Source organism: Streptomyces sp. NPDC004609 (assembly GCF_042873655.1).
In the GTDB taxonomy this organism is placed as follows: Bacteria; Actinomycetota; Actinomycetes; order Streptomycetales; family Streptomycetaceae; genus Streptomyces.
The window spans coordinates 1-22,655 of the sequence record NZ_JBIALS010000061.1 but is presented as its reverse complement, the minus strand read 5'-3'; the positions used below and the strand labels follow the sequence as shown (position 1 = coordinate 22,655).

Sequence of the window (22,655 nt, the reverse complement as noted above, 5' to 3'; positions counted from 1 at the left end):
GCAGACCACCCAACACCTCACGCCAGGCCTCAACCTGACCCACCCCGAGATCCACAGACACGAACCAACCCAACCACAACGAGCCCACCCATAACGGTGATTGCAGTACTAGGCCGTGCGGCCCGCGCGGGAACTGGTCAGCAGTGCCGCGGCGTGCGCGAGGACGATCGGGTCGTTGTCCACCTACACGATCGCCGCGTCCGGCCGCTCCCGCTGGGCCACCTCGTGCAGATTCGGCGACGTCGGCAGCCCCGTACCGATGTCGAGGAACTGCCCGATCCCCGCCTCGCCCGCGAGATACCGCGCCACGCGCTGCATGAACAACCGGTTCTGCCGCATGCTCACCGGAAGCGACGGCCACCCGGCCACCATCGCGTCACCGGCCTCCACATCGACCGGATAGTGATCCTTCCCGCCCAGAATGTCGTCGTACACCCGCGCCGAATGCGCCCGTGTCGTATCGATCCCGCCCGTTGTCCGCCCGTCGTGCGTCATGCCCCAACTCGCGTCCTCGCACAGATGGTTCAGAAGTGTATGAGGCTCGGCTCCGGATGACGTCCCAACGGATTCCCGCGCCGGCGGCGCCGCACCGGCGTTCCCGGGGACACACGGGAACCGCCCTCGTTCGACCCGGCCGCAACGACGGCGTCCGCCCCTGGTCGTGAGCACCTGCGCAGGTCAACGTGTACGCAACACGCTTGCGGCCCGTGGACCGACGGCGGCTTCCCGGGAACGCGCCCGGGCTCGCCGAACCCTCGTCCGCCTCACCGAGCGGACGGCCCCGCTCCGCCGACGGTGCACGGGCGGTGGATCTGCCGCCCGCGGGGAGGAGGGTCACCGCTCCCGGGTCGGCCGATCCGCCCGTACCGGCTCTTGGTCCCTCCGGGCCCGGGCCCCTTCCGGATGTGGCCGCGTCGGCATCGGAGGGATGCACCGGGCCCCGGGGGGCGAATACCCGACCGACGGCCGGGCCCGGCGGGCCGAGCCCGGCCGAGGAGCCGCGCGAGCGCCGGCCCCGCCATCGCCGGGCTCCGGCCGCCCCGACCGGTGCGGGTGCCGCCGTGTGCCCCTGCGGGCGAGCACGGCGGCACCCGCGTGATCCGCTTGTGGGGTGACTGTCAGGACACGTACTCGCGCAGGTGCTGTGCCGTCAGTGTCTGCGCGGAGGCCACCAGTTCGGCGGGGGTGCCCGTGAAGACGACCTGTCCGCCGTCGTGGCCGCCGCCCGGGCCGAGGTCGATCAGCCAGTCGGCGTGCGCCATCACGGCCTGGTGGTGCTCGATGACGACGACCGTGTTGCCCTCGTCGACGAGCCGGTCCAGCAGGGCCAGCAGCTTGTCGACGTCCGCCATGTGGAGCCCGGTCGTCGGCTCGTCGAGGATGTAGGTCGAGGACTTCTCCGCCATGTGGATGGCCAGCTTCAGCCGCTGCCGCTCCCCGCCGGAGAGCGTGTTCAGCGGCTGTCCGAGGCGCAGATAGCTCAGCCCGACGTCATTGAGCCGCCCGAGGACGGTGTGCGCCTGGCCGGTGGGGAAGAACGCGTACGCCTCCGCTACCGACATGCCCAGCACCTCGCTGATGTTCCTGCCGCGCAGGAGGTAGGTGAGGACCTCGGGGGTGAACCGCTTGCCCTCGCACTCCTCGCAGAGAGAGGCGACTCCCGCCATCATCGCCAGATCGGTGTAGACGAGACCCAGCCCGTTGCACTTGGGGCAGGCGCCCTCCGAGTTGGCGCTGAAGAGGGCCGCCTTGACGCCGTTGGCCTTGGCGAACGCCGTACGGATCGGGTTGAGCAGTCCGGTGTACGTCGCCGGGTTGGAGCGGCGGGAGCCCCGGATCGGCGACTGGTCGGCCACGACCACGCCCTCGTGATCGGCGAGATAGCCGTGGATGAGCGAACTCTTCCCGGAGCCCGCCACCCCGGTGACGACGGTCAGCACCCCGAGCGGCACATCGACGCTGACGTCCTTCAGATTGTGCAGATCGGCGCCCTTGATGGAGAGCTGTCCGTGCGGGGTCCTGGGGGTCTCCCGCAGCCGGACCCGGTGTCCGAGATGCCGGCCGGTGAGGGTGCCGGACGCACGCAGCCCGGCGACATCGCCGCTGAAGCAGATCTCCCCGCCGGCCTCGCCCGCGCCGGGTCCCAGATCGACCACATGGTCGGCGATCGCGATCACCTCGGGCTTGTGCTCCACGACGAGCACGGTGTTGCCCTTGTCGCGCAGGAGCAGCAGCAGTTCGTTCATCCGCTGGATGTCGTGGGGGTGGAGACCGATGGTCGGCTCGTCGAAGACGTAGGTGACATCGGTGAGGCTGGAGCCGAGGTGGCGCACCATCTTCACCCGCTGCGCCTCGCCGCCCGAGAGGGTGGAGGCGGACCGGTCCAGGCTGAGATAGCCGAGACCGATGTCGACCAGGGACTCCAGCAACTCGCGCAGGCCGGTGAGCAGCGGGCCCACACCGGGGGCGTCGATGCCGCGGACGAAGGCGGCGAGATCGCTGATCTGCATGGCCGAGCACTCGGCGATGTTCACACCGTCGATCCGCGACGACAGGGCGGCCCGGGTGAGCCGGGTCCCCTCGCACTCGGGGCAGGACGTGAAGACGACGGCGCGGTCCACGAAGGCCCGGATGTGCGGTTGCAGCGCCTCCCGGTCCTTGACGAGCCAGCTCCGGCGGATGCGGGTGACCAGGCCCTCGTACGTGAAGTTGTTCGTGCCGACCTTGACCTTGACGCTCTCCTTGTGGAGGAGGTCGGCCCATTCCCGCTCGGTGAAGTCCCGGAGCTTGGTGTCGGGGTCGTAGAACCCGGACCCGACCACGATCGACCAGGGCCAGGAGTCGACGGCGTGGCCCGGGACGGTGATCGCGCCCTCGTTCAGGGACTTGTCCCGGTCGACGATCTCGTCGATGTCGATGTCGGACACCTTGCCCAGTCCCTCGCACCGGGGGCACATGCCTTCGGGCAGGTTGAAGCTGAAGGCCCCGGACGTACCGATGTGCGGGGTGCCGAGGCGGCTGAAGATGATGCGCAGCATCGTGTACGCGTCGGTCGCGGTGCCCACCGTGGAGCGGGAGTTGGCCCCCATCCGCTCCTGGTCGACGACGATCGCCGCACTCAGATTGTGCAGGCCGTCGACGTCGGGGCGGCCCAGGCTCGGCATGAAGGACTGGATGAACGCGGTGTACGTCTCGTTGATCAGGCGCTGGGACTCGGCGGCGATGGTGCCGAAGACCAGGCTCGACTTGCCCGAGCCGGAGACCCCGGTGAAGACGGTGAGGCGGCGCTTGGGCAGGTCGACGTCAACGCCCCGGAGATTGTTCTCCCGCGCGCCTCTGACCTGGATCACCGTGTGGTGGTCGGCGGGTGTCAGGGGCTTGTCCGCGTGTTCGGCGGACGTGGATCGCTGGCCTGACTGGTCGGCGGGCATGCGGGTATCCCTTTCGTCGGTCGGGTCGTTCCCCGTGCGGTCGTCCGGGGGCCTGCCTGGTCACGGGCGAATGCGCGCTCCGCGCCCGGACGGGTCGGCCCCGAACGGCGTAAGCAACCGAACGTACCCGATGCCACTGACAACGGGCCGCCGTGCCCCGGCGGCCGCCGGACCGCCACGGGCCCGGGCTCCGTCCGCTTCCACCGGCGGAGAGCGGACGCCCGGGCGCCGGTGCCGTCTCCGCTTCCGGACCGGACGCGCACACCGGACCGGTCTCCCCCGCCCTGCGCCGCCGACGCTCCTCCCCGGCGGCCGAGGAGTCGGCACCGCGCGGTGAGCCGGCCCCGTCGAACAGCCGGGCGGCGACGCTTCGGAGCGGCTCGGCCCGCACAGGGGGCGGGTGTCGCTCCACACCCGTTGCGGCAGCGCTGTCGCCGTCGGACCGGGCGGGCAGAAAGAGACGCCCGGTCCTTCCCGCCGGTAGCCCAACGGCCTTGATCCCTGCGGACGTACGCGTGCGGGAGGGGTCGTACTACCCGCGGAGGAAGCGGACGGCCGTGAACGCCGCCAGATCGAGCCCCAGGGTGATCAGCACGGTCGTCCCGTAGCCGAACGCGGGGACGGAGGCCGCCACGCCGTGGACGGCGCCGATGACGAGCATCACGATCCATGTCTCGAACGCGAGAACGGCCGGGACGAGGACCAGTACCGCCCAGCCGGCGATGGTCTCGGCAGCGGCCCTCGCGTCACCCGCGCCCCGTTGCCCGGTGGTCCGCCTGCCCGTCATCTCCCGGCTCCCGTCGTGTCCTGGCACTCCGGGGGCAGTGGCAGCCGACTTGTCCGGCTGCTCCGGCGCCGTCTCCAACGCGCCCTCACACGCCACCCGATCTCCCCTTCACCTGCTCGTCGACATCGTCGGCCATGACCGACGGAGCCCGGAGGCCACGCCATTTCATGATCATCCGACCTTATCCGGCACGTGAACGAAAGGGAATTTTTCAATGACCTATGTGATATCCCCCATCTGGCGCGCGATCCGACATGCTTCACGGGCAGCGGCGACCGGCGACCCGGCGCCGGAAAGCGGTGCGGCGGCGTACGCGTACCGCTCCCGCCCCTCCGCACCACGGACGCGCCGGACCCGGGTGCTCGGCGGGAAGTGTGCTTCCCGCCGAGCACCCGGGCCGTCCAAGGCGCTGGTCCGGGGCCACCGCCGGACGCGAGAGACCGCGGAGTCCTTCGGCCCGGGCGCCGTACGGGCCTTCGGGGAGGCGGCGTGTGCCCGTCCACGGCCTTCGCGGGGTACGGCAGCCCTGCCACGCGCCGGGATCAGCAGCGCAGTCCGACGATGCCCCAGCCGCGGCGGTGGGCTTCCGTGACGACGTCGCCCCAGTCCTTCAGGAAGCGGGCGAACGCGTCGAAGTCGGGGATCCAGCCGCCCGGTCGCGCGGCATGCAGGGTGAACGGCTCCCGCAGAGCGCCGAGTTCCGGCGCCGCCCGCTTCCAGTGGCCCCCGAGTTCGGCGACCTCGTCCGGTGAGCACCACATGAGCAGATCCAGGTCCCAGGGGCACTCCCGGGCTGCGGGAGGTCCGTCGGCCTCGTACTCGGGCATGTCCGCCAGGCCGTCCCAGAACAACCCGGCGGTGAACCGGTCCACAGCGGTCCGCAGGCCGGGTTCGATGAAGCCCCGGACGCTCTCCCACCGCTCGCCCGCCCAGAAGTGGGGTTTGAAGGAGCCGAGGGTCCGCCGGAACGCGTACCCGGCGTACCAGACGTCCTCCGTCCGCCCGGGCCGGATCCACCCCTCCTCGTCGGGTCCGCCCGTCTCGTCGTCCCCGAAGGCGGCCTCGTCCAGCAGGTCGCCCCGCAGGTGCGCCGGTGCCGACGCGACCCGTTCCCAGTCGACGATCAGAACCTCGATGCTCACTCCCATTCCGCAAGGGTAAGTCCGCCCGGACCGGTCCCGGCGCCGTCCCGGCGCGGCCGGACCTCTGCGGTCACCGGCCGGCGACGCCGTCACCGCCTCCGCCACTGCCCTCCCGGCACTGCCCAGTCCCGATCCGGCTCGCGCCCGGTCGCCGGTCCGCGCGTTGCCCGTGTGCCCGCCGGCCGGGTCCGGACCCCGGTGGTGTTTGATCGCCGTGCGGGGGTGTCGGTCGCTGGGTCCGGTCCCCCCGGCCCGGAGCATGCGAGGGCAGGGAGGGATGAACGTGACGGTGCGGCCCGGTGCCCAGGAGATCGAGCGGATCCGCGCTTCCGTACGGGAAGCGTCACAACGGGCGTGGACGGGCCTCCGGCGGGCCCGCCCGTCGGAGTCGTACTACTACTTCGGCCTCTGGACGACCGGTGTGATCCACCGGCCGGCCCCGACGGCGTGTTCGTCCGAGGGGCTGACACGGGTTTCGGCGGACTACGCGGCACGCGGCATGGAGGTCGCGGCGGGTGATCTCCGGTGGTCCGAGGCCGACTCCCCGTACGACCTGTTCGGCGACGGGCACTTCGCGGCGGTGGAGGCGCTGTTCGCGTGCCTCGGCGACCCCTACGACCGCCCGGAGGAGGTGAACGAGGCACTGCTCCGTGCGCTCGTCGGCGCCCTGAAGGACCTGGATCGTGAGGGCTTCTTCGGTACCGGCTCCGAACGGCACCGGATCGTCGTCAATGTCACGCTCCCCGGTGACGAGGACGAGGTGTCCATGGTCGAGAGGGCGCGCGGGCTCAACCCCGCACCCGCGCTGAGGCAGTACGAGAAGGACCTGCTTCCGGGGGCGGGCGGCACGCCGCACGGCATCGAGTCCATCTGACCCGTGGCGTACGGCCCTGCGGCACGCGGACGGGCGCGGTGCGGGACTTCGCCGGACTCGGCGATGGGCGACGCGTTCCCGGCACTCCTGTGCGGGACACGGAGCCGACGGCCGGGCCGTGTGCCTGAAGGGCCATGGCCCGCGCTGGGGACGGCTCCACGACACCCTGTGTCGTTCCGCCCGTGCGGCGTTGATGTCGCAAACGCGCCAGACGGCGGTCCGGGACGGCTGCTGAACTCGGCGGAGTGCCATCGAGGTCATTCGCGACAGGACGGAAGCCATGCCCACAGCCACCGTGCCCACCACCACCTCCTCCGCCGACGGCGCGGCCGTGCCCGGTCGGTCGCCGGTGATCGGCTGGCTCGCCGTCGTCTGCGTGATGATGGGGATCTTCTCCATCGTCACCACCGAGATCCTGCCGATCGGGCTGCTGACGCCGATCGGCGAGGAGTTCGGCACCTCCGACGGTACGGCGGGGCTGATGATGACACTGCCCGGCATCCTCGCCGCGGTCGCCGCCCCGGCCGTGACCGTGATGACCAGGCGGTGCGACCGGCGGGTGATGCTCGCTGCCCTGATGCTGGTGCTCGCGGCGGCGGACTTCCTCGCCGCGATCGCGCCCGCCTACTGGGTGATGCTGGTCTCCAGGGTCCTCGTCGGACTGGTCATCGGTGCCTTCTGGTCCATCGGCGCGGGGCTGGCCTCGCGCCTGGTACCGCAGGAGCAGGCCGGACGGGCGACCGCCGTGATCTTCTCGGCGGTCCCGCTCGGCTCCGTGCTCGGCGTGCCCGCCGGCACCCTCATCGGAAACCTCGCGGGGTGGCGGGTGGCCTTCGCCGCGATAGGGGTCCTGACGCTGGTCGTGTTCCTCGCGCTGGTGCTGCTGCTGCCGCCCCTGCCGCCGGAGAACGTCACCCGGCTCACCGTGCTCCGCGATCTGCTCGGCACCGCGCACATCCGGGTCGGGCTGGTCGTGACCTTCCTCATCGTGCTGGCCCACTTCGGCACGTACACCTTCGTCACCCCGTTCCTGGAGGACGTCACGCAGGCCGGCCCGGCCCTCGTCACCGTCTTTCTGCTCGCCTTCGGCGTGGCGGGCGTCGTCGGCAACTTCGTCGCGGGGACACGGGTAGGGCGTGCTCCGCGGGTCACCTTCACCGTCGCCGCGGGCATGCTCGCCGCCGCGACCCTGCTGCTGCCCGTCATCGGGGCGGGGAAGCCCGGCGCGCTGGTGCTCCTGGTGGTGTGGGGGCTCGCGTACGGCGCGGTGCCGGTCTGTTCGCAGAGGTGGTTCCTCATGGGGGCGCCGCACGCCCCGGAGGCCGCTTCGGTGCTCTTCACCTCGTCGTTCCAGGCGACCATCTCGCTCGGCGCGCTGGCGGGCGGAGCCGTGGTGGACTCCGCCTCCACGTCCGCGGTCATGGTGCTGGGCGGGCTGACCTCGGTCCTCATGATGGTGACGGTGGGGCTCTTCGGCAGGCCGCGGCGATCCGCCGGCCCGGGTGAGGCCCCCGCCCGGTGAACGCCGTTCTCCCCACAGGCGGGGCTTCGGCGCGGTGCCCTCTCAGATGCGCCAGTCGCGGAGGCGGTCGGCGGCCTGGTAGACGGTCGTGCCGGCCGACTGGATGTCGCGGACCAGGGTGACGAGCGCGCCGTACGGGGGGTCGATGCCCTCGCCCGCCGCGTGCATGTAGGCCACGGCGACCTGGCAGGCGTACAGGGAGTTGCGGTGCGGCAGCGGCTGCAGGCGTACGAGAGTGTGGAGGAGGGAGGCGGCCCGCCAGGCCGTGTCGGGGTCGACGGTGGCGGGGCGCGGGATACGGGTCCTGTGGCGGGCGACCGCCGCGACGAGGGCGGAGTAGTCGGCCACCGAGACGTCTTCGGGGACGGCCTGTTCCTGGACGTCGAGAAGCCAGGGGACGTCGATGTGGAGCGTCATCAGGCGGCTCCGGCTCCCCGCTGGCCGGCCGGTGGCCTCTCGTCGGGGAAGGCGGCGTCGAACTCGGCCCGGTGCGCGTCACCCCAGGAGACGGCGTAGCGGACGAACTGGAGCCGCTGCTGTTCACGCAGGGGCAGATCGTGGACGTACTGCTTGAGGGACTTGCCTTCGGCGGCGGCGGCGGCGCGGACCGCTTCGAGTTCCTCGTCGGTGAAAGTGATGTTCAGGGACGGCATACCAGCGATGGTACCTACTAGGTACCTCCCGAGGCCGGCGACCCCCTCCCGGGGCGGAGGGACCGCCCGCGGCAGGGCCGCGCGGGCCGGTGGCGACGCGGAGTCGGGAGGCCGGGGGAGAGCCCCGGGGGGTACGGGAACAAGTGGCCACGCGGCTCCCCCATGCCGTGCGTATCCGTACGAGCGCGCTGCCGGCCGGATCGCCGGGCGCACCTCGTCCGCCGGAGCACACCGCGCGCGGGCCCCCGGCGACGCGGTGGCACCCCGGCGTTCAGCGGCCGGGCCGCCGCTGCCGTATGTGCCGGGCCGCCTCTCCGCCCGAACACCCCGCGCGCCACCACCGGGTGACGCACCTCCGCTCCCGGACGGCGCCGCTCCCTCGGAACGGGGCGAGCGAGGCGGGGACATGGAGCGGTGCGGAACGTCCCGATGCCCGGCCGGGACCGGCCGGGGGCTCCCCCTCCGTACGGCTCCGGCCCGCTGTGCCATACTCGGCCGCGCTGTCTGCACGTTCCGGAACCGGGGGATCATCGTTGAAGGTCACGTTCGCCGCGCCCGGAACCGTCCCCCTCACCGCCGTGAGTGATCTCGTGGTCGCACCCTCGGTGAGCGCCGCCCTCCCCTTGCCGACCGCCCGCCCGGGCGGCGCCGCATGAGCGGCATAGCCCTCACGACCCCCTATCTGGACACCGACGCCGACCAGTTGTCGTTCACGCTCGGCCGTCCCCCGCGCGATGCGCTCGCCGTACGGGATCTGACGGTCGGCGGGATCGATGTGCAGCTCAGGCTGCTCGGCGCCTCCCATCAGGTCTTCGCGGGGCCGGTCCGGGAGACCGTGGCGTGTCTGCCCGGGGTCGCGGGGGGCCTGCCGGACACGGCGGCCCAGTACGCCGACGGCTGGGACTACCGCTTCGGTGCCCGCGTCCAGCGCTTCGCGGCAGCGGAGTTCAGCGAACGGGTGGCCCGGATCCGCAGCCGGTCGGACGAACATCCCCGGGCGCTGTACGGCGTTTTCCCCGGCTTCGCGGAGGCGGTCACCGCGCTGACCGTCGACCGGGAGCACAGGGGGCTGAGCTGGCGCACCTGGCACACCTACCCGCAGAGCCGCCAGATCGTGGCGACGCACACCCGGCTGGAGGCCCGATGAAGACCGCCCGACGCATCAGTGCGATGATCCTCGCCACGGTGGCGCTCGCCGCATGCTCCAGCGATTCCGAGAAGGCCCATGACGTGCCGACCGGCTGGATCCGCGACGAGTACACGGCGAGCACGGCGGGCTACGTCGACAACACCGACACCGCGTCCCGGGTCGCGACGGAGATCGACAACCACACCTCGGCCAGGGGCCGTACCAGCGACGGCGACATGGTCTTCCTCCGCTACCGCGACGACATCGTCGCCATCAGCCCGTACATGAAGGGCAGTCTGATCGAGATCGCGGACTACCGCAGCGGCTACCAGCGGTGGCAGAACCATCTGCGGTCCGTGTGGCCCCATCCGAACAGCGACGAGTTCCGCGGCGGGGGCCCCGGCTCCGGCAAGTGACCCACCGCGGCGCACCCACCCTGCTCCACGACGACGTCCCCGAAAGGCACCCCCTGTGGCAGAGATCTTCGAGTCGGCGGGCACGGCCCTGCTCTACGGCCTGATCGGCTTTGTCGTGATGGCGGCCGGTTTCATCGCCCTCGACCTCGTCACCCCTGGGAAGCTCGTCCATGTGGTGTGGACGGAGCGCAACCGGGGAGCCGCCGTTCTCCTCGCCGGCCAGACCATCGCGATCGGCCTCGTCATCGAACAGTCGATCATGGCCAGCGAGTCCGAGCAGGGCCTCGCCGAGGGCCTGTTCAGCACCTTGCTGTACGGCCTCGCCGGTGTCGTCGTCATGACGCTGATCTCCTGCGTCGTCGGGCTGCTCACCCCCGGCCGCCTCGGTGCCGCCGTACTCGACGACAACGGCGACCGCCCCCATCCCGCCGCCTGGGTCCAGGCGGCCATGTACATCGGCACGGCCTTCATGGTCGGCGCCGCCGTTTCCTGACCCACCATGAGCACCACCACTCTGGAACGCGCCACTCCCGCCACCGGACCAGTGCCCGGGGCCCCTTCGCGCGGGGCGCGTTTCCTGCTGCTGCTCGCGGTGTTCGTCTGCGCGGCCTGCGGCCTGGTGTACGAACTGGCGCTGACGGCGCTGGGCAGCTATCTCATCGGCAACTCCGTGTTGCAGACCTCCGTGGTCATCTCCGTCATGGTCTTCGCCATGGGCATCGGCTCGGTGGCCGCCAAGCCTCTGCAGCGGCGGGCGGTCGGTGCGTTCGCCCTCGTCGAGGTGCTGCTCGCGCTCGTCGGCGGTCTGTCGGTCCTCCTCCTCTATGTGTCGTTCGCCTGGCTGCGCATCTACATGCCGACCATGGTGGTGGTCTCGTTCGCCGTCGGTCTTCTCATCGGGGCCGAGATTCCGCTGCTGATGACACTGCTCCAGCGGATCAGACGGCAGGAGGCGGGCAGCGCGGTCGCCGACATGTTCGCCTTCGACTACGTCGGAGCGCTCGTCGGCGGCCTGGGCTTCCCCCTCCTGCTGCTCCCCGCCTTCGGCCAGCTGAAGGGCGCGCTGGTCGTGGGTGCGGTCAATGCCGTTGCCGGTGTCGTCGTCGTGCTGTGGATCTTCCGCCGTGAGACGCGCAGGTTCGTGCGGATCGCGCTGCTGACCGCGATGGCCGCCGTGCTCGCGGTGCTCGGCACGGTGTACGCCCTCGCCGACGACATCGAGGTGACCGCGCGCCAGCAGCTGTACCGCGACCCGATCATCCACGCCGAGACCACCCCGTACCAGGACATCGTCGTCACCCAGTCCACCGCCTTCACCGGGGAGCCGGACACCCGGCTGTTCCTCAACGGGGACCTGCAGTTCTCCTCCGTCGACGAGTACCGCTACCACGAGGCCCTCGTCCACCCCGCCCTCGCGGGCAAGCACTCGTCCGTGCTGGTCCTGGGCGGCGGTGACGCGCTGGCCGTACGGGAGGTCCTGCGCTACGACGACGTCGACAAGGTGACCCTGGTCGACCTCGACCCCGCGATGACGAGGCTCGCCCGTACCTTCGGACCGCTGCGCGAACTCAACGACCACGCGCTCCTCGACCCGCGTGTCACCGTCGTCAACGCCGACGCCTTCAACTGGCTGCGGGACGCCACCGGGCGCTACGACGCGGTCCTCATCGACTTCCCGGACCCGGACACCGCCGCACTGGCCAAGCTCTACAGCGTCGAGTTCTACCACCTGCTGGGCCGCGTCCTGAACCCCGGGAGCCGGGTCGTGGTGCAGGGGGGCTCACCATTCTTCGCCCCCAAGTCGTACTGGTCCATCGCCGCCACGGTCGGGAAGGCCGGCTACACCACCACCGAGTACCAGGTGGACGTCCCCAGCTTCGGCAACTGGGGGTACATCCTCGCCGTCCGCGGCGACGGCGGCACGGCACCGCCGCTGCGTCTGGCCGGGGACGCCCCGCCGCTGCGGTTCCTGGACCGGGCCGTTCTGGAAGCCGCCACCGTCTTCCCCGTGGACCGCCGCCCCCAGGACGTACGGGCGAGCACCCTCATGGATCCGGCGGTGCTGGAGTACACCCGCCACGAGTGGCAGAACTACTGAGCCGTCGTCCGCACGCGTCGCGCGGGTGCCCGGGAGCGGATCGCCGGGCCGCCCCTGCCACCGCACCCGGTGTGGCCGAATCCCGGTGGACGCGGAAACAGTCCGGATCCGGTCCAACCCTCGGCGACCCGGCCGGTTCCACGGCACGCATGTCAGAGTCATGCCATAGCCTTCCGGGCGACCGAGCAATCCGGCCGCCCGCAGATGCTGCGCGGCCTCGCCGAACGAACAGGGGTTTCCATGAGTGCGCGTATGCGTCGTATGTCCACCGTGACAGCGTTATTGGCCGTCCTCGGTTCCGTCGTCACGGCCGGCGCCGCGGCCCCGGCGGCCGTCGCCGGCCCCGGGGGCGCGAAGCCGCCTCGTGTGCTTCCCGTCGAGTCGAGCGCCGACATCGTGGTGGACGGCGACCACCGGCGGGTCTTCATCAGCGATCCGCTGGGCGGGAAGGTGGTCGTGACCGACTACCGGGGACGGGTCGTGGGAACGATCCCCTCCCTGCCGGGGGTCCTGGGCCTGGAGCTGTCCAAGGACTCCGGCACGGTGTACGCCGCCGCCGCAGGGGCCGACGCCGTGGTCGCGATCGACACGGCCCGCCTCAAGGAGTCCGCGCGCTACCCGACCGGACCGGAGACCGCGCCCAGCCACCCGGCGCTGACCGGTAACACGCTCTGGTTCGGCTACGGCCGCGGGGCCAGGGGCAACATCGGTTCGATCGACCTGTCGGGCGACGGCGCGCCCGTGGTCACCCTGGAGCGCGTGCCGTGGAGTCACTGGTACGAGGCTCCCGTCCTGGCGTCGACACCCGGTGAGCCCGATGTACTGGCTGCGGGTTCCCTGTACTTGAGCCCGTCCGAGATCGCGGTGTACGACGTGTCCGGCGGGACGGCGAAGCGCACGGCCTATCTGTGGGCCGATGCCTCCAACACCCGGGACCTGGCGCTCAGCCCCGACGGCGATCAGGTCGTGGTGGCGAGCGGTGCACCGTACCACCACCAGGTGTACCGGACATCGGATCTCACCGAGGTCGGCAGGTACCCCACCGCCGCCTACCCGAACGCGGTGGACATCGCCTCGGACGGCAGTGTCGCCGCGGGAGTGGACGGCGCGTACGAGCCGGATGTGTACGTCTTCCGGCCGGGCGGCTCGTGGCCCATCCGGGACTACAACTTCGGGCAGGGAGGTGGAAGCGCCCCGACCCTGCAGCCGGCCGGGCTCGCCTGGACCCCCGACCGCCGCAGGCTGTTCGCGCTCACCCGCGACTGGTCCACGGGGGACATCTCCCTGGAGATCCTCACCGCGCCCACCCGGCCCGCTCCACGGCCTGCTCTACGGCCTGTGGTGAACACCGCGGCGGCGGAGGGCGAAGGCGGGGGGAACACCACCGGGAACGAGTCCCCGTAGACCGGAGTCCGGTCCGGTTCCCGGTGACGCGGCTCCGAGTCGCCGTCGCCGGGGGACGGCGGGGCCGGGCGCGGGGATAATCCGATGCGCCCGGTACCGGCCGTGCGCCATCATCGGGCGCTGTGACTCTCGTACTGCCACCCCGGCTCACCGCGTCCGCGCGGAGGCTGCGTGAGGCCGCGCGACGGCGCGGGCTGCCGACCGTGCAGCTTCCGGCGTTCGACGTACCGCCAGGCCTGCGGGCCGGACACTTGCACGCGGGGCCGGGCTTCGCCGACGCCGTGGCGCCCGCTCTGGGGATCGCCCTGCTGGAGGCGCCGGCGGAGTGGCTGGCTCGGCTGCCGCGGACGTACACCCGACGCGAGATCGTCGTCGTGCCGATCCGCGAGGCCTACGGGCTGCGCCGCCCGGCGTTCGTGAAGTCTCCCAACGACAAGCGGATCCCGGCGTTGGTCTACTCCGACGGATCCCGGCTGCCGGGCCCCGACGAGGCGGATCCGCGGACGCCGGTGCTCGTCAGTGATGTGATGGCCTTCGACGCCGAGTTCCGGCTGTTTCTGCTCGACGGTACGGTCCACACCGGCAGCCGCTACGCCCGGCGGGGGAGCCTGAGTCCCGGCCCGCTGAGCGCGGACGCGGTCGCGTTCGGAGCGGATCTGCTGGCCGAGTGCGCCGGGACACTGCCGTCGGCCGTCGTCGTGGACGTGGGCACCACCGCCGACGGGCACTGGGCCGTGATCGAGGCCAACGCCGCCTGGGCCAGCGGTATGTACACGGCAGACCCACAGCGTGCCGTGGACGTCGTCCTCCGGGCGGCGGCGCCGACCGACGCCACCACCTCCCGCGACCGCCCGTTCCTGCGCGTTTCCGGAGCACCCGCGGCGGGGATTCCCGCCGAGGGTGCCCGGCAGGCGGGCGCCCGGGACGACGTCCGGTCCGACAACAGGCGGCGGTAGCCGGGGTCGGCGGGCACGGGCCGCCGGGTGCGGACCTCGGGCCGTGCGGGCGCCCGGGCCGACGCGCGGGTCCGGTGACATGAGGTCACCCGGTCTCCGGGTCCCCCGGGGTCACCCCGTCACCCCGTCGCCCCGTCACGCTGAGGAGGGACGGTCCCGGCGGCCGACGGGCACCGGCCCGGCGTCGCTCTCCCGCGGCGATCCCCCGGCGGCCGGAGCCTCTCCGGCCCCGCCCTCGCGCAGCCAGCCGAGCAGATCGTCCGTCAGCGACTCGCCGCGGTCGTCGATGTCCTGGCCGATCGCGCCGGGATCGAGACGGTACACACGGGTACGGTCGCGGCCGTGGCGGCGCATGAACAGCCCGCCGCCCGCGCCGTCGTCCCCGATCAGCACCCAGTGGGGCGCGCGCCGGGCCACGTCGAAGAACTCGTTGCGCTCCTGGATGCGGTGCGGCCCGTACACCAGGACGCCGTTGCCGAGCAGCACACCCGGCGTCGACCGCCACAGCCGGGCGAGCGTGGGATTCGGGCCCTCCCGGAGCCCGCGCGACCGCGCCACCTCAACGGCGAGAAACCCGGCGAAGGACTCCGCCACCGGATACTCGTCGCCGTCGATACCGTCACGGCGGACCACCGGATACTCCCCCTCCCCGGCCTCCCCCACCCGATCGAGGACAAAACAGTGGCTGTCGGCGCAGTCGGGCTCGACGGCGAAGCACAGCCTGTTGCCGGCCAGCCGCCATCCCGCGGTGACGGCTTCGTGGTCGTCGTCGGCGAACTCGGGCGGAGCCACGGTCGCGATGTCCGCTCGCCCGGCCCGCCCCCGGCCGAACTCCGCCAGCCACCACCGGTACGACGGGGGCAGCGGGCCGATGAGTGCCTCGGCCGCGCGGATCGCCGCTTCCGGTACGGCGGCCGTCGCTCCGCGCCCGAATCCCGGCGATCCTTCCACCAGGTCCCGCAGTTGTGTCAGGTCAGGTCTCACCCCGCAGAGTCTGCCAGGGGGTGCCGCCGAGCGTCCCGCGAGCCTGGTGGCCGGCCACCGGCACCGTACCGCCCGTACCCCGCGCGGCTCGCATGGCCGAACGCCGTACTCCGTACGCGGTTACGGGGCCTCGCGGTGAGGGCTCCGGGACACGACCGGTGGACCGGGACCGTCGCCCGCCGAGCTCCGGCGGGTCCCGGCCAGGCATCGAGCACTTTGCGGGTGCCGTGGGCGCGGGAGACGCACGGGTACACGACGTCCCGGCGGTCGCGCTCGTGCGGCTGCGGTCCGTCGTCGCGGTGATCGGGAACACCGTCCAGAACGCGGGGACAACGCTGCCGCAGACCCCGTCGGTGCAGGACGCGGGCAGGGACGGGTCGACCTCGTGCAGCCGTCGGCGGGGACCGGCGCGCGGGCACCTGCACGACCCGGCCGCCGCGGCGCAGTTCGGCGTCGAACGGTTCGTGGTCAGCCGGCGTTGAGAACCGCGATGTCGGCCTCCCCGTTCCCGAACCGGGAGAAGAGCTCCGAGAGGGAAGCCGGGCCGGCACTGCCGATGAGGAGCACCGGCTGCTTCTCCCCGTCCTGTTCGGCCGGAACGAAGTCGGTCACGATCGTACGGCGCAGCAGGGTGACCCGGTCGTCGTCCGAGGCGTCGCCGGGAAGGGCTGCGAGCTGCTCGTGCAGGGGCTCGGGCAGGACGGCCAGGTCCCGGGCGAGCAGTTGCCGGGAGGCGGTGACGGCGACCGCAAGCCGGTCGCCGGACCGCTCGTAGCGAGCCGACAGATCGGACTCCAGCAGGTAGAACACGCCCGCCTCTCCTTCGTGTCCCCTGTTCATCATCACCGAGACCATGCGCTCACCGGGGTCCCGGGAGGTGTGGTCGAGGGCGAGGACCACTTCCACATCGTCCGGGTCCAACGAGGGAACGGTGGTGATCCACATACGCGCCGAGTCGTCCATGGGGGCATTCAAACGCACGGCAGTGACATCTACCCGCGCGGCCCGGGGCGCCGGTGCCGACGGCCGTACTCCCGGATCAGGAGCACCGTCCGCGTACGGCGGTGTCGAGCGTGTCAGTGGCCACAGGCCCGTACCTGCTTTCTGGCGTCAGGGCAGGCACCACGAGATGATCACTCTATGGCAGAGGTGATTTTCTTCGATCTGGACGGCACCCTCGTCGATCACCGAAGCGCGGTGTTGGAAACGATCGGCCAGATCGTCCAGGCCGCACCGAACGCGACGGCTCCACCGGAGGAGCTGGTGACGTTGTGGTGGACGCTGGAGGCGCGCCACATGCGGGATACCTGGCCGGTCGGTGTTCCTTCGCCGAGCACCACCGACGCAGGCTCCGTTCCTTCCTGCCGAGGCTCGGCGAGCCGGTTCCTGACAGTCCCGGCCTTCTGGACGCCTGGATCGCCGAGCGCTACCTCACCGTGTTCGAGGAGTCCTGGCGGTGCTATCCCGATGTCCGGCCATGCCTGGAGACCCTGAAACGGCTTCCCCGAGGACCGCGTCTGGCTGTTCTCACCAACGGGGACCCCGAGCAGCAGCGCGCCAAGCTCGCTCCCTTCGGGCTCCTCGAATACTTCGAAGCAGTCCTGACCCCGACCGAGCTCGGTGCGGCCAAGCCCGTCGCCTACGCCGCCGCCTGCCGGCGGATGCGAACGGACCCCGCGCAGGCGGTCAACGTGGGCGACATGCTGGAAAGCGATGTCAACGCAGCCGCCCTCGCCGGGCCCACCGGCATCTGGCTGGACCGTGGCATCGACTTCGTCACCGGTGGACCATCGCCGACGGCGCAGGAGACGGTGCTCCGCATCGAACGGCTCACCGACCTCCCCGACCACCTCTCTGGACAAGGGTCGCCGGGACAGGGTCGGTGAAGACCCGCTCGTACGTCGGTCCGACCCCGGCCTGCCGGCGGCGAGCGTCCCGGCGCCGTGCGTGCCGACCGGACTCGCAACGCGCTTCCCGGCGTGGCGCGCGCTCTTCGATCAACTCGCCGAGATGCCGGCGCGAGAGGCCGCAGAAGGCAGGATACGACGTGGCCACGCGGGCCCGCTTGATGTTCACACCACAAGAACCCACGCCCGTGATGCCATGTCAGGGCCTGACCGGTGGAGAGACGTCAGACCCGCTCCAGGGGCCGGTGCGGCCCGCTGGGAAGCTCCGCTGTGATCGTGTCGCCCGGGCGCACCGTGCCGCCCTCCCTCACGATGCTCATGATTCCTGCCTTGCGCACGACGTTCCCGGCTTCGTCGCGGCCGACAACCTGCTTCAGCAGGCCGTCCTGGAAGTTGTCGATCTGCAGGCAGGGGTTGCGCAGGCCCGTTACTTCCAGCACCGCGTCGCCGATGCGCAGCAGCGTGCCGACCGGCAGGCCGAGCAGATCGATGCCGCGGGTGGTGATGTTCTCGCCGAGGTCACCGGGTACCACCGTGAATCCCTCCGCACGGACCTCGGCGAAGAGCTCTTCATGGAGGAGGTGGACCTGGCGCAGGTTCGGCTGGGTGGGGTCCTGCGCGACCCGCGAGCGGTGCTTGACCGTCACGCCGGCATGTACGTCGCCCTCCACACCGAGCCCGGCGAGCAGCGTGATGCTGTCCCGGTTCGGCTTGGTGAACGCGTACTCGCCATTGCTGCTGACCGCCGTGACTATCCCGCTCATCCTCGGAGCCCCCTCCTCAGTGACAGTGCTCAGTCACGACCCTAACCCTCGGGCCGCGCCCGCATCCCTCCAGCTTTTGACGTCCGGCGAGCCCCGGGTGCCGTCACCGCCGCTCCGCGGCCTCCAGGTGCGGGAGCAGTACGCGCAGGAGGGTGGCCGGGGCTTCGAACATCGGGAGGTGTCCGACGCCGTACAGCATCCGGTGCCGGCCGTCGACGCTCCCGGCCATGCGCATCCCCGCCTGCGGGGTGCAGGTCGTGTCGTACTCCCCCGTCAGCACCAGTGCGGGACACCTCACCCGGGACACCCATGCGGTGGCGTCCGCGTCCTGCGCGGCCCGCAGGACGCGGCGGACCACCGCTTTGCCGTGGGTGTTGGTGAGGTGCCGGACGGTCGTGACGAGGGATTCGGGGGACCCGGGGGCCACCGCCTCGGCGGCCAGGGCGGCGAACAGGTCCTCCACGGTGCCCGAGTCGAGGGCCTGTGTCTCGTCGCTCCCGTGGTCGTCCGCCCGGTCCCGCTCGTCGCCGAGGGAACTGCCCATCGCCGTCACGGACCGGACCTCCGAGGGCAGTTCCCCGGCCAGGGCCAGCGCGATGGTTCCGCCGAGGGAGCCCCCGACGGGCACGCGGACGGCCCGGGCCGACACGATCCACGGCGTGGGGTGGTGAACCGAGCCCGGGATCCGGGCGGCACAAGACGGCATCCGGGGCTTCCTCCCCGCGCAGGGTTCGCGGGTGGCGTACGACTGTGGCCGGCGGTGTCCCCCGTGTGCGCCCGCCGGCACAGTGGTCAGGCGGCGGCCGTCTCCCCGGCGGGCTCGACGGACGCGGTGCCGGTGTTGACGTCGGCGGTGTCGGCGTTCGTGCCGGCGGCCGCGGTGTTGGCGCGAACCGCCGTGTAGTACACCGTGGTCCCCTGCTTGACACGCTCCACGCGGCTGCGGGCCACCAGGCGCTCGGTGGTGGTGCGCACGAGGTTGTCGCTGATGTTGCGGCCCGGGTGGGCGTCGGTGAGGGCCTGCGCGATCTCGCGGGCCGTGCGCGGCTCGGCCTGGGTGCCGAGGTGACCGTGGATCAGATCACCGAGTGCCGGTGCCTTGGCCGCCGTCTCCTTCTCGGGTGCCGCCTTCACCGCTGCCTTGGTCGCCGTGGCCGTGGCGGCCGCGGGCTTCTTCACGGCCGGCTTCTTCACGGCGGCCTTCTTCACGACCGGCTGCTTGGCCGCGGGCTTCTTGGCGACCGGCTTCTTCGCAACAGGCTGCTCGGCCGCGGGCTTCGCCGCCGTGGCCTTCACCGCTGTCTTCCTCGCCGGTGCCTTCTTCGCGGGCGCCTTCTTCGCGGCGGACTTGCCTGCCGCCGCCGGCTTGCCGGCCGGTGCGCCGCCGGCGGCCTTCCTGCCACGGGGTGACGGCACCGCCGACACCCGCGCGGCGTCTCCCAGCGCCGCGCTCATGCTGCGCAGCAGCTCATGGTCCTTCTCCAGGGTGGTCAACTCCTCCTGGAGAGTCTCGATCCCGGCACGGATGCGGTCCTGTTCCGTGGTGTTCCGCTCCAGGTCGGCGCGGACCTTGTCGGCGTACTCGGCCTTGAGGTCGGTGTTCTCTTGCTGAGGCACGGGGGGCTCCTCTTGTGTGTGGGTACTGGCCGGACTCTACTCACCCGCGGCGACCGGTACACACTTGTGGGGAATCCCGGCTTCCCCGGACGGGAACCCGGCACCGGACTCGCCGCGCCCAACTGCCCCTGCGGTGGCGGCTCCAGGCCGTTGTCCACGGGCCGGACGAGGGCCGGTGTCCGCGCCACAACCCGCCGAGTGGTTTACTTGCCTCACCGGCCTCCCGCGGCCAGGACCCGTCCCGGACACCCGGCTTCACGGCACCGGCAGCCGTTCCTCCACCCGCACACACCCCGTACTCGCTCCGCCGCGGCGCTCCGCAGGCAACACCGGAGCGTCCGGCCACGAACGTGAAACGCCCCGCCCGTAGCGGGTGAACGGCAACACCCCGGCCGTCGGAACCGCCTCCCGTACCTCGAAGGCGAGACCCGGGACGACACGGCCGATGTGCTTCCGGCACCCGGCGCGGCCGACCGCCGCGCCACGCGCTCGGCGAACGGCCGGTCGTGCTGGTCGCCTTCGGCGACGACGGCGCGCGCAGAGTGCGGACATGGTGCGGGCATCGCTCAGGCGCGCCCGGCAGGTTCCGTACGCCCGCCGCGACCGCGGGTTCACCCGCGCGGGAGGGAGGACCGTCCCGCGCTCGGGCGGCACGCCCGAGCGGGAACCGCCCGCCCCGGGTCAGGTGAGCAGACCCGCGGCGATCGCCCTGGCGTCGCGGATCGGCTCCGCGCTGCGCTCCCGTACGACGGTGACGGTCGCCCCGTCCATCAACAGGACGAACTGCCGTGCCAGGGCGTCGCAGTCACGCTGTCCGGCCTCGGCGAGCAGTTCCGCGATGTAGTTCGCGACGGCGCGCTTGTGCCCGGACGCCAGGCGGTGGACCGGGCCGTCGGCGTCCGCGGACTCGGTCATGGCGTTGATGAAGGCACAGCCCCGGTAGTTCCCCCGCTCGCAGTCCTGTTCCAGGGCGTCGAAGACGGCCAGCGGGTCGCGGCCCCGGGCCTCCACCTCCCCCTCCAGCCAGCGGCGCCAGCCGGTGTCGCGTTCTTCGAGGACCGCGACGACCAGTTCGTCCTTGCTCGCGAAGTGGCGGTAGAACGAGGCGCGCCCGATGCCCGAGTCGGCGAGAAGGCGTTCGACGCCGACCGCGCGGATGCCCTCCGTGAAGAAGAGTTCTTTGGCGGTCTCGATGAGCCGCTCGCGGGCGTGTGTGGCCATGGGCCCACCGTAGTCCACCTTGACGCAAAACGGAACCAGTCGGTACCGTCCACCAAACGGTACCGATCGGTTCCGAATGATGGGTCATGGGTTTCCCCTGCCTGCGCCCGTCTGTCTCCCCCGCCGGCCCGACGCCGCCCGGCGGCCCCGTACCTCGCCAGGACACCCGCGAAGACCTACGACTGGACGGATATGGACCGCGACATCCCAGGCACCACCGCTGCCCCACCCGAGAGCGCCGGGGCCCCTCCCGAGCCCCGGACCTCCCGAGACGATCCACCCGCACCCGGGGCCTCCCGCTGGGCCGTACCCGTGCTGGGCTTCGCCACCTTCGCCGTCGGAACGGACGAGTTCGTCCTGGCCGGTGTGCTGCCCGAACTGGGGAGGGACCTCGAAGTCCCCGTCACCACCGCGGGCCAGGTGGTGACGGCGTTCGCCCTGACCTGCGCGGTACTGGCACCGGTCCTCGCCACCGTCACCGCGCGGCGGGCGCGGCGGGGCGTCCTGCTGTTCGCCATCGCCGTCTACCTCGTGGGCAATGCGGCGACCGCGCTCGCCCCGACCTTCGCGACCGTGCTCGCGGCCCAGATGACCGCCGCCGTCGGCGCCGGACTGTTCGTCCCCACCGCCGCCGTCACCGCGGCGGCGCTGGTTCCACCGGACCGCCGGGGACGCGCCATCGCCGTGGTCACCACGGGGTTCACCGCGGCCACGGCACTGGGCGCGCCCATCGGCACCGCGGTCGGGGGGAGTCTGGGCTGGCGCGCGACGATGTGGTTCGTCGCCGTGCTCGCGGCGCTCGGACTGTTCGGCGTACGGGCCCTGGTGCCCGCGCGGGTGGCGGCGCCCGCGCCCGAGGGGCTGCGACAGCGCCTCGCACCGCTCAAGGACCGCCGGGTGCTGGCCATGGTGGCGACCACCCTCATCGGCTTCACGGCCGTCTACATTCCGTACACGTACATCGCCGTGGTCTTCGAACCGGCCACCGGCGGCAGCGGTGACCGGCTGGCCGTTCTCATGTTCACCCTCGGCGTCATCGGCACCCTCGGAAACCTCGGTGCCGGATGGCTCGCGGACCGCTTCGGCGGGCGCGGTGTGGTCGCGGTGGCGCTGCTGTGGACGGCCGTGAGTCTGGCGCTGTTCCCCCTGGCCACCGGCGCGTACCTCCCGGCGCTCGTGATGATCGTGGTGTACGGCGTGGGCGCGTTCGCCATCACCACACCCCAGCAGCACCGGCTGATCACGCTCGATCCGCCCTCCGCCCCGGTGCTGATCGCGCTCAACGCCGCGGTCCTGTACCTCGCGATCTCGCTGTCCGGGGTCGTGGGCGCGGTCGGCATCGGCTGGGTCGGCGCCGGCTCGCTGCCGCTCATCGCGGCCGGACTCGCCGCCGCCGCCCTGATCGTCTCCGAACTGGGCCACCGGATGTCCCGTCAGGCGGCCGCCCCTCGGCCCGGGACGGCCGGGGACGGCGGGCCCGCGCCCACGGTCGGGGACGGCGTGTGACCGTCACGGGCCGGTGTGCTGATGGGCGTACCCCGTCAGCACACCGGCCCGTACACCCATCACACGCGCGTGTCCCGCCACCGGGGCACGCGCGGGATGACGACGGCCCACCGCCCCGGGGTTCCCCCCACTGGCGGTGCGCGGGGGCACTAGTACTGCAATCACAGTTATGGGGTTTGGCCTCGGCGTTTGTAGTGGCTGTGGCGGGCACGGGTCTGGCTGAGTCGTCTCCACCATGACCAGT

22 protein-coding genes and 1 pseudogene are annotated in these 22,655 nt (G+C 72.0%); 11 read left to right on the top strand and 12 right to left on the bottom strand.

Features of this window, described 5'->3' with window-relative positions:
- Positions 1 to 111: 111 nt before the first annotated feature.
- The 4 genes and pseudogenes from ACFYT4_RS34600 to ACFYT4_RS34585 form a co-directional block, all read right to left on the bottom strand.
- Positions 112 to 495, bottom strand: a pseudogene (locus ACFYT4_RS34600) (SAM-dependent methyltransferase); the annotation flags it as partial.
- Positions 496 to 1,118: 623 nt separating this feature from the next.
- Positions 1,119 to 3,431: an ATP-binding cassette domain-containing protein gene (locus tag ACFYT4_RS34595; RefSeq protein WP_389278378.1), complete on the bottom strand. Its 2,313-nt coding sequence runs from the start codon at positions 3,429 to 3,431 to the stop codon at positions 1,119 to 1,121.
- A 532-nt stretch (positions 3,432 to 3,963) separates the two neighbouring features.
- Positions 3,964 to 4,218 (bottom strand): hypothetical protein, encoded by a 255-nt coding sequence (locus tag ACFYT4_RS34590; protein ID WP_389278376.1) that lies wholly within the window; start codon positions 4,216 to 4,218, stop codon positions 3,964 to 3,966.
- Between the two features lie 542 nt (positions 4,219 to 4,760).
- On the bottom strand, positions 4,761 to 5,366 hold the full coding sequence (locus tag ACFYT4_RS34585; protein WP_389278373.1) for a hypothetical protein: 606 nt from the start codon (positions 5,364 to 5,366) through the stop codon (positions 4,761 to 4,763).
- Positions 5,367 to 5,637: 271 nt separating this feature from the next.
- On the opposite strand from ACFYT4_RS34585, the gene ACFYT4_RS34580 reads away from it, so the two are divergent.
- A complete protein-coding gene (locus ACFYT4_RS34580) occupies positions 5,638 to 6,234 on the top strand; it encodes a DUF4303 domain-containing protein (protein WP_389278370.1) in 597 nt (198 codons plus the stop codon).
- A gap of 280 nt (positions 6,235 to 6,514) precedes the next feature.
- Positions 6,515 to 7,756 (top strand): MFS transporter, encoded by a 1,242-nt coding sequence (locus ACFYT4_RS34575; RefSeq protein WP_389278367.1) that lies wholly within the window; start codon positions 6,515 to 6,517, stop codon positions 7,754 to 7,756.
- A 42-nt stretch (positions 7,757 to 7,798) separates the two neighbouring features.
- Here ACFYT4_RS34575 and ACFYT4_RS34570 read toward each other — a convergent pair whose 3' ends face one another.
- Positions 7,799 to 8,173, bottom strand: a complete 375-nt coding sequence (locus tag ACFYT4_RS34570) for a toxin Doc (RefSeq protein WP_389278365.1) — start codon at positions 8,171 to 8,173, stop codon at positions 7,799 to 7,801.
- Positions 8,173 to 8,409 (bottom strand): hypothetical protein, encoded by a 237-nt coding sequence (locus tag ACFYT4_RS34565; RefSeq protein ID WP_389278362.1) that lies wholly within the window; start codon positions 8,407 to 8,409, stop codon positions 8,173 to 8,175. The genes ACFYT4_RS34570 and ACFYT4_RS34565 overlap by 1 nt, the downstream gene beginning before the upstream one ends.
- Positions 8,410 to 9,061: 652 nt before the next feature.
- On the opposite strand from ACFYT4_RS34565, the gene ACFYT4_RS34560 reads away from it, so the two are divergent.
- The 6 genes from ACFYT4_RS34560 (at position 9,062) to ACFYT4_RS34535 (ending at position 14,412) form a co-directional block, all read left to right on the top strand.
- On the top strand, positions 9,062 to 9,556 hold the full coding sequence (locus tag ACFYT4_RS34560) for a DUF2617 family protein (protein ID WP_389278360.1): 495 nt from the start codon (positions 9,062 to 9,064) through the stop codon (positions 9,554 to 9,556).
- A complete protein-coding gene (locus ACFYT4_RS34555) occupies positions 9,553 to 9,954 on the top strand; it encodes a DUF4247 domain-containing protein (RefSeq protein ID WP_389278357.1) in 402 nt (133 codons plus the stop codon). The genes ACFYT4_RS34560 and ACFYT4_RS34555 overlap by 4 nt, the downstream gene beginning before the upstream one ends.
- A gap of 55 nt (positions 9,955 to 10,009) precedes the next feature.
- A complete protein-coding gene (locus ACFYT4_RS34550) occupies positions 10,010 to 10,447 on the top strand; it encodes a DUF350 domain-containing protein (protein WP_389278354.1) in 438 nt (145 codons plus the stop codon).
- Between the two features lie 6 nt (positions 10,448 to 10,453).
- The gene (locus tag ACFYT4_RS34545; RefSeq protein ID WP_389278351.1) at positions 10,454 to 12,052 is read left to right on the top strand and encodes a polyamine aminopropyltransferase; all 1,599 of its coding nucleotides are present in this window, start codon (positions 10,454 to 10,456) and stop codon (positions 12,050 to 12,052) included.
- Positions 12,053 to 12,322: 270 nt separating this feature from the next.
- Positions 12,323 to 13,456 carry a YncE family protein gene (locus tag ACFYT4_RS34540; RefSeq protein ID WP_389278348.1) on the top strand — a complete coding sequence of 378 codons (1,134 nt, stop codon included), beginning with the start codon at positions 12,323 to 12,325 and terminating at the stop codon, positions 13,454 to 13,456.
- A gap of 122 nt (positions 13,457 to 13,578) precedes the next feature.
- Positions 13,579 to 14,412: an ATP-grasp domain-containing protein gene (locus ACFYT4_RS34535; protein ID WP_389278345.1), complete on the top strand. Its 834-nt coding sequence runs from the start codon at positions 13,579 to 13,581 to the stop codon at positions 14,410 to 14,412.
- Between the two features lie 135 nt (positions 14,413 to 14,547).
- On the opposite strand, the gene ACFYT4_RS34530 is transcribed toward ACFYT4_RS34535, so the two are convergent.
- A complete protein-coding gene (locus tag ACFYT4_RS34530) occupies positions 14,548 to 15,396 on the bottom strand; it encodes an SMI1/KNR4 family protein (protein WP_389278342.1) in 849 nt (282 codons plus the stop codon).
- Positions 15,397 to 15,623: 227 nt separating this feature from the next.
- On the opposite strand from ACFYT4_RS34530, the gene ACFYT4_RS34525 reads away from it, so the two are divergent.
- A complete protein-coding gene (locus ACFYT4_RS34525) occupies positions 15,624 to 15,878 on the top strand; it encodes a hypothetical protein (protein WP_389278340.1) in 255 nt (84 codons plus the stop codon).
- On the opposite strand, the gene ACFYT4_RS34520 is transcribed toward ACFYT4_RS34525, so the two are convergent.
- A complete protein-coding gene (locus ACFYT4_RS34520; RefSeq protein WP_389278337.1) occupies positions 15,865 to 16,359 on the bottom strand; it encodes a hypothetical protein in 495 nt (164 codons plus the stop codon). The genes ACFYT4_RS34525 and ACFYT4_RS34520 overlap by 14 nt on opposite strands.
- A 308-nt stretch (positions 16,360 to 16,667) precedes the next feature.
- Between ACFYT4_RS34520 and ACFYT4_RS34515 the strand changes: the two genes are divergently transcribed.
- A complete protein-coding gene (locus ACFYT4_RS34515) occupies positions 16,668 to 17,282 on the top strand; it encodes an HAD family hydrolase (protein ID WP_389278334.1) in 615 nt (204 codons plus the stop codon).
- Positions 17,283 to 17,527: 245 nt separating this feature from the next.
- Here ACFYT4_RS34515 and ACFYT4_RS34510 read toward each other — a convergent pair whose 3' ends face one another.
- The 4 genes from ACFYT4_RS34510 to ACFYT4_RS34495 form a co-directional block, all read right to left on the bottom strand.
- Positions 17,528 to 18,067 (bottom strand): MOSC domain-containing protein, encoded by a 540-nt coding sequence (locus ACFYT4_RS34510; protein ID WP_389278331.1) that lies wholly within the window; start codon positions 18,065 to 18,067, stop codon positions 17,528 to 17,530.
- Positions 18,068 to 18,170: 103 nt separating this feature from the next.
- The gene (locus ACFYT4_RS34505) at positions 18,171 to 18,773 is read right to left on the bottom strand and encodes an alpha/beta fold hydrolase (protein WP_389278328.1); all 603 of its coding nucleotides are present in this window, start codon (positions 18,771 to 18,773) and stop codon (positions 18,171 to 18,173) included.
- An 86-nt stretch (positions 18,774 to 18,859) separates the two neighbouring features.
- The gene (locus ACFYT4_RS34500; protein ID WP_389278325.1) at positions 18,860 to 19,684 is read right to left on the bottom strand and encodes a hypothetical protein; all 825 of its coding nucleotides are present in this window, start codon (positions 19,682 to 19,684) and stop codon (positions 18,860 to 18,862) included.
- Positions 19,685 to 20,365: 681 nt separating this feature from the next.
- Positions 20,366 to 20,905 (bottom strand): TetR/AcrR family transcriptional regulator, encoded by a 540-nt coding sequence (locus tag ACFYT4_RS34495; protein WP_389278322.1) that lies wholly within the window; start codon positions 20,903 to 20,905, stop codon positions 20,366 to 20,368.
- Between the two features lie 192 nt (positions 20,906 to 21,097).
- Between ACFYT4_RS34495 and ACFYT4_RS34490 the strand changes: the two genes are divergently transcribed.
- The gene (locus ACFYT4_RS34490) at positions 21,098 to 22,411 is read left to right on the top strand and encodes an MFS transporter (RefSeq protein ID WP_389278319.1); all 1,314 of its coding nucleotides are present in this window, start codon (positions 21,098 to 21,100) and stop codon (positions 22,409 to 22,411) included.
- Positions 22,412 to 22,655: the final 244 nt, after the last annotated feature.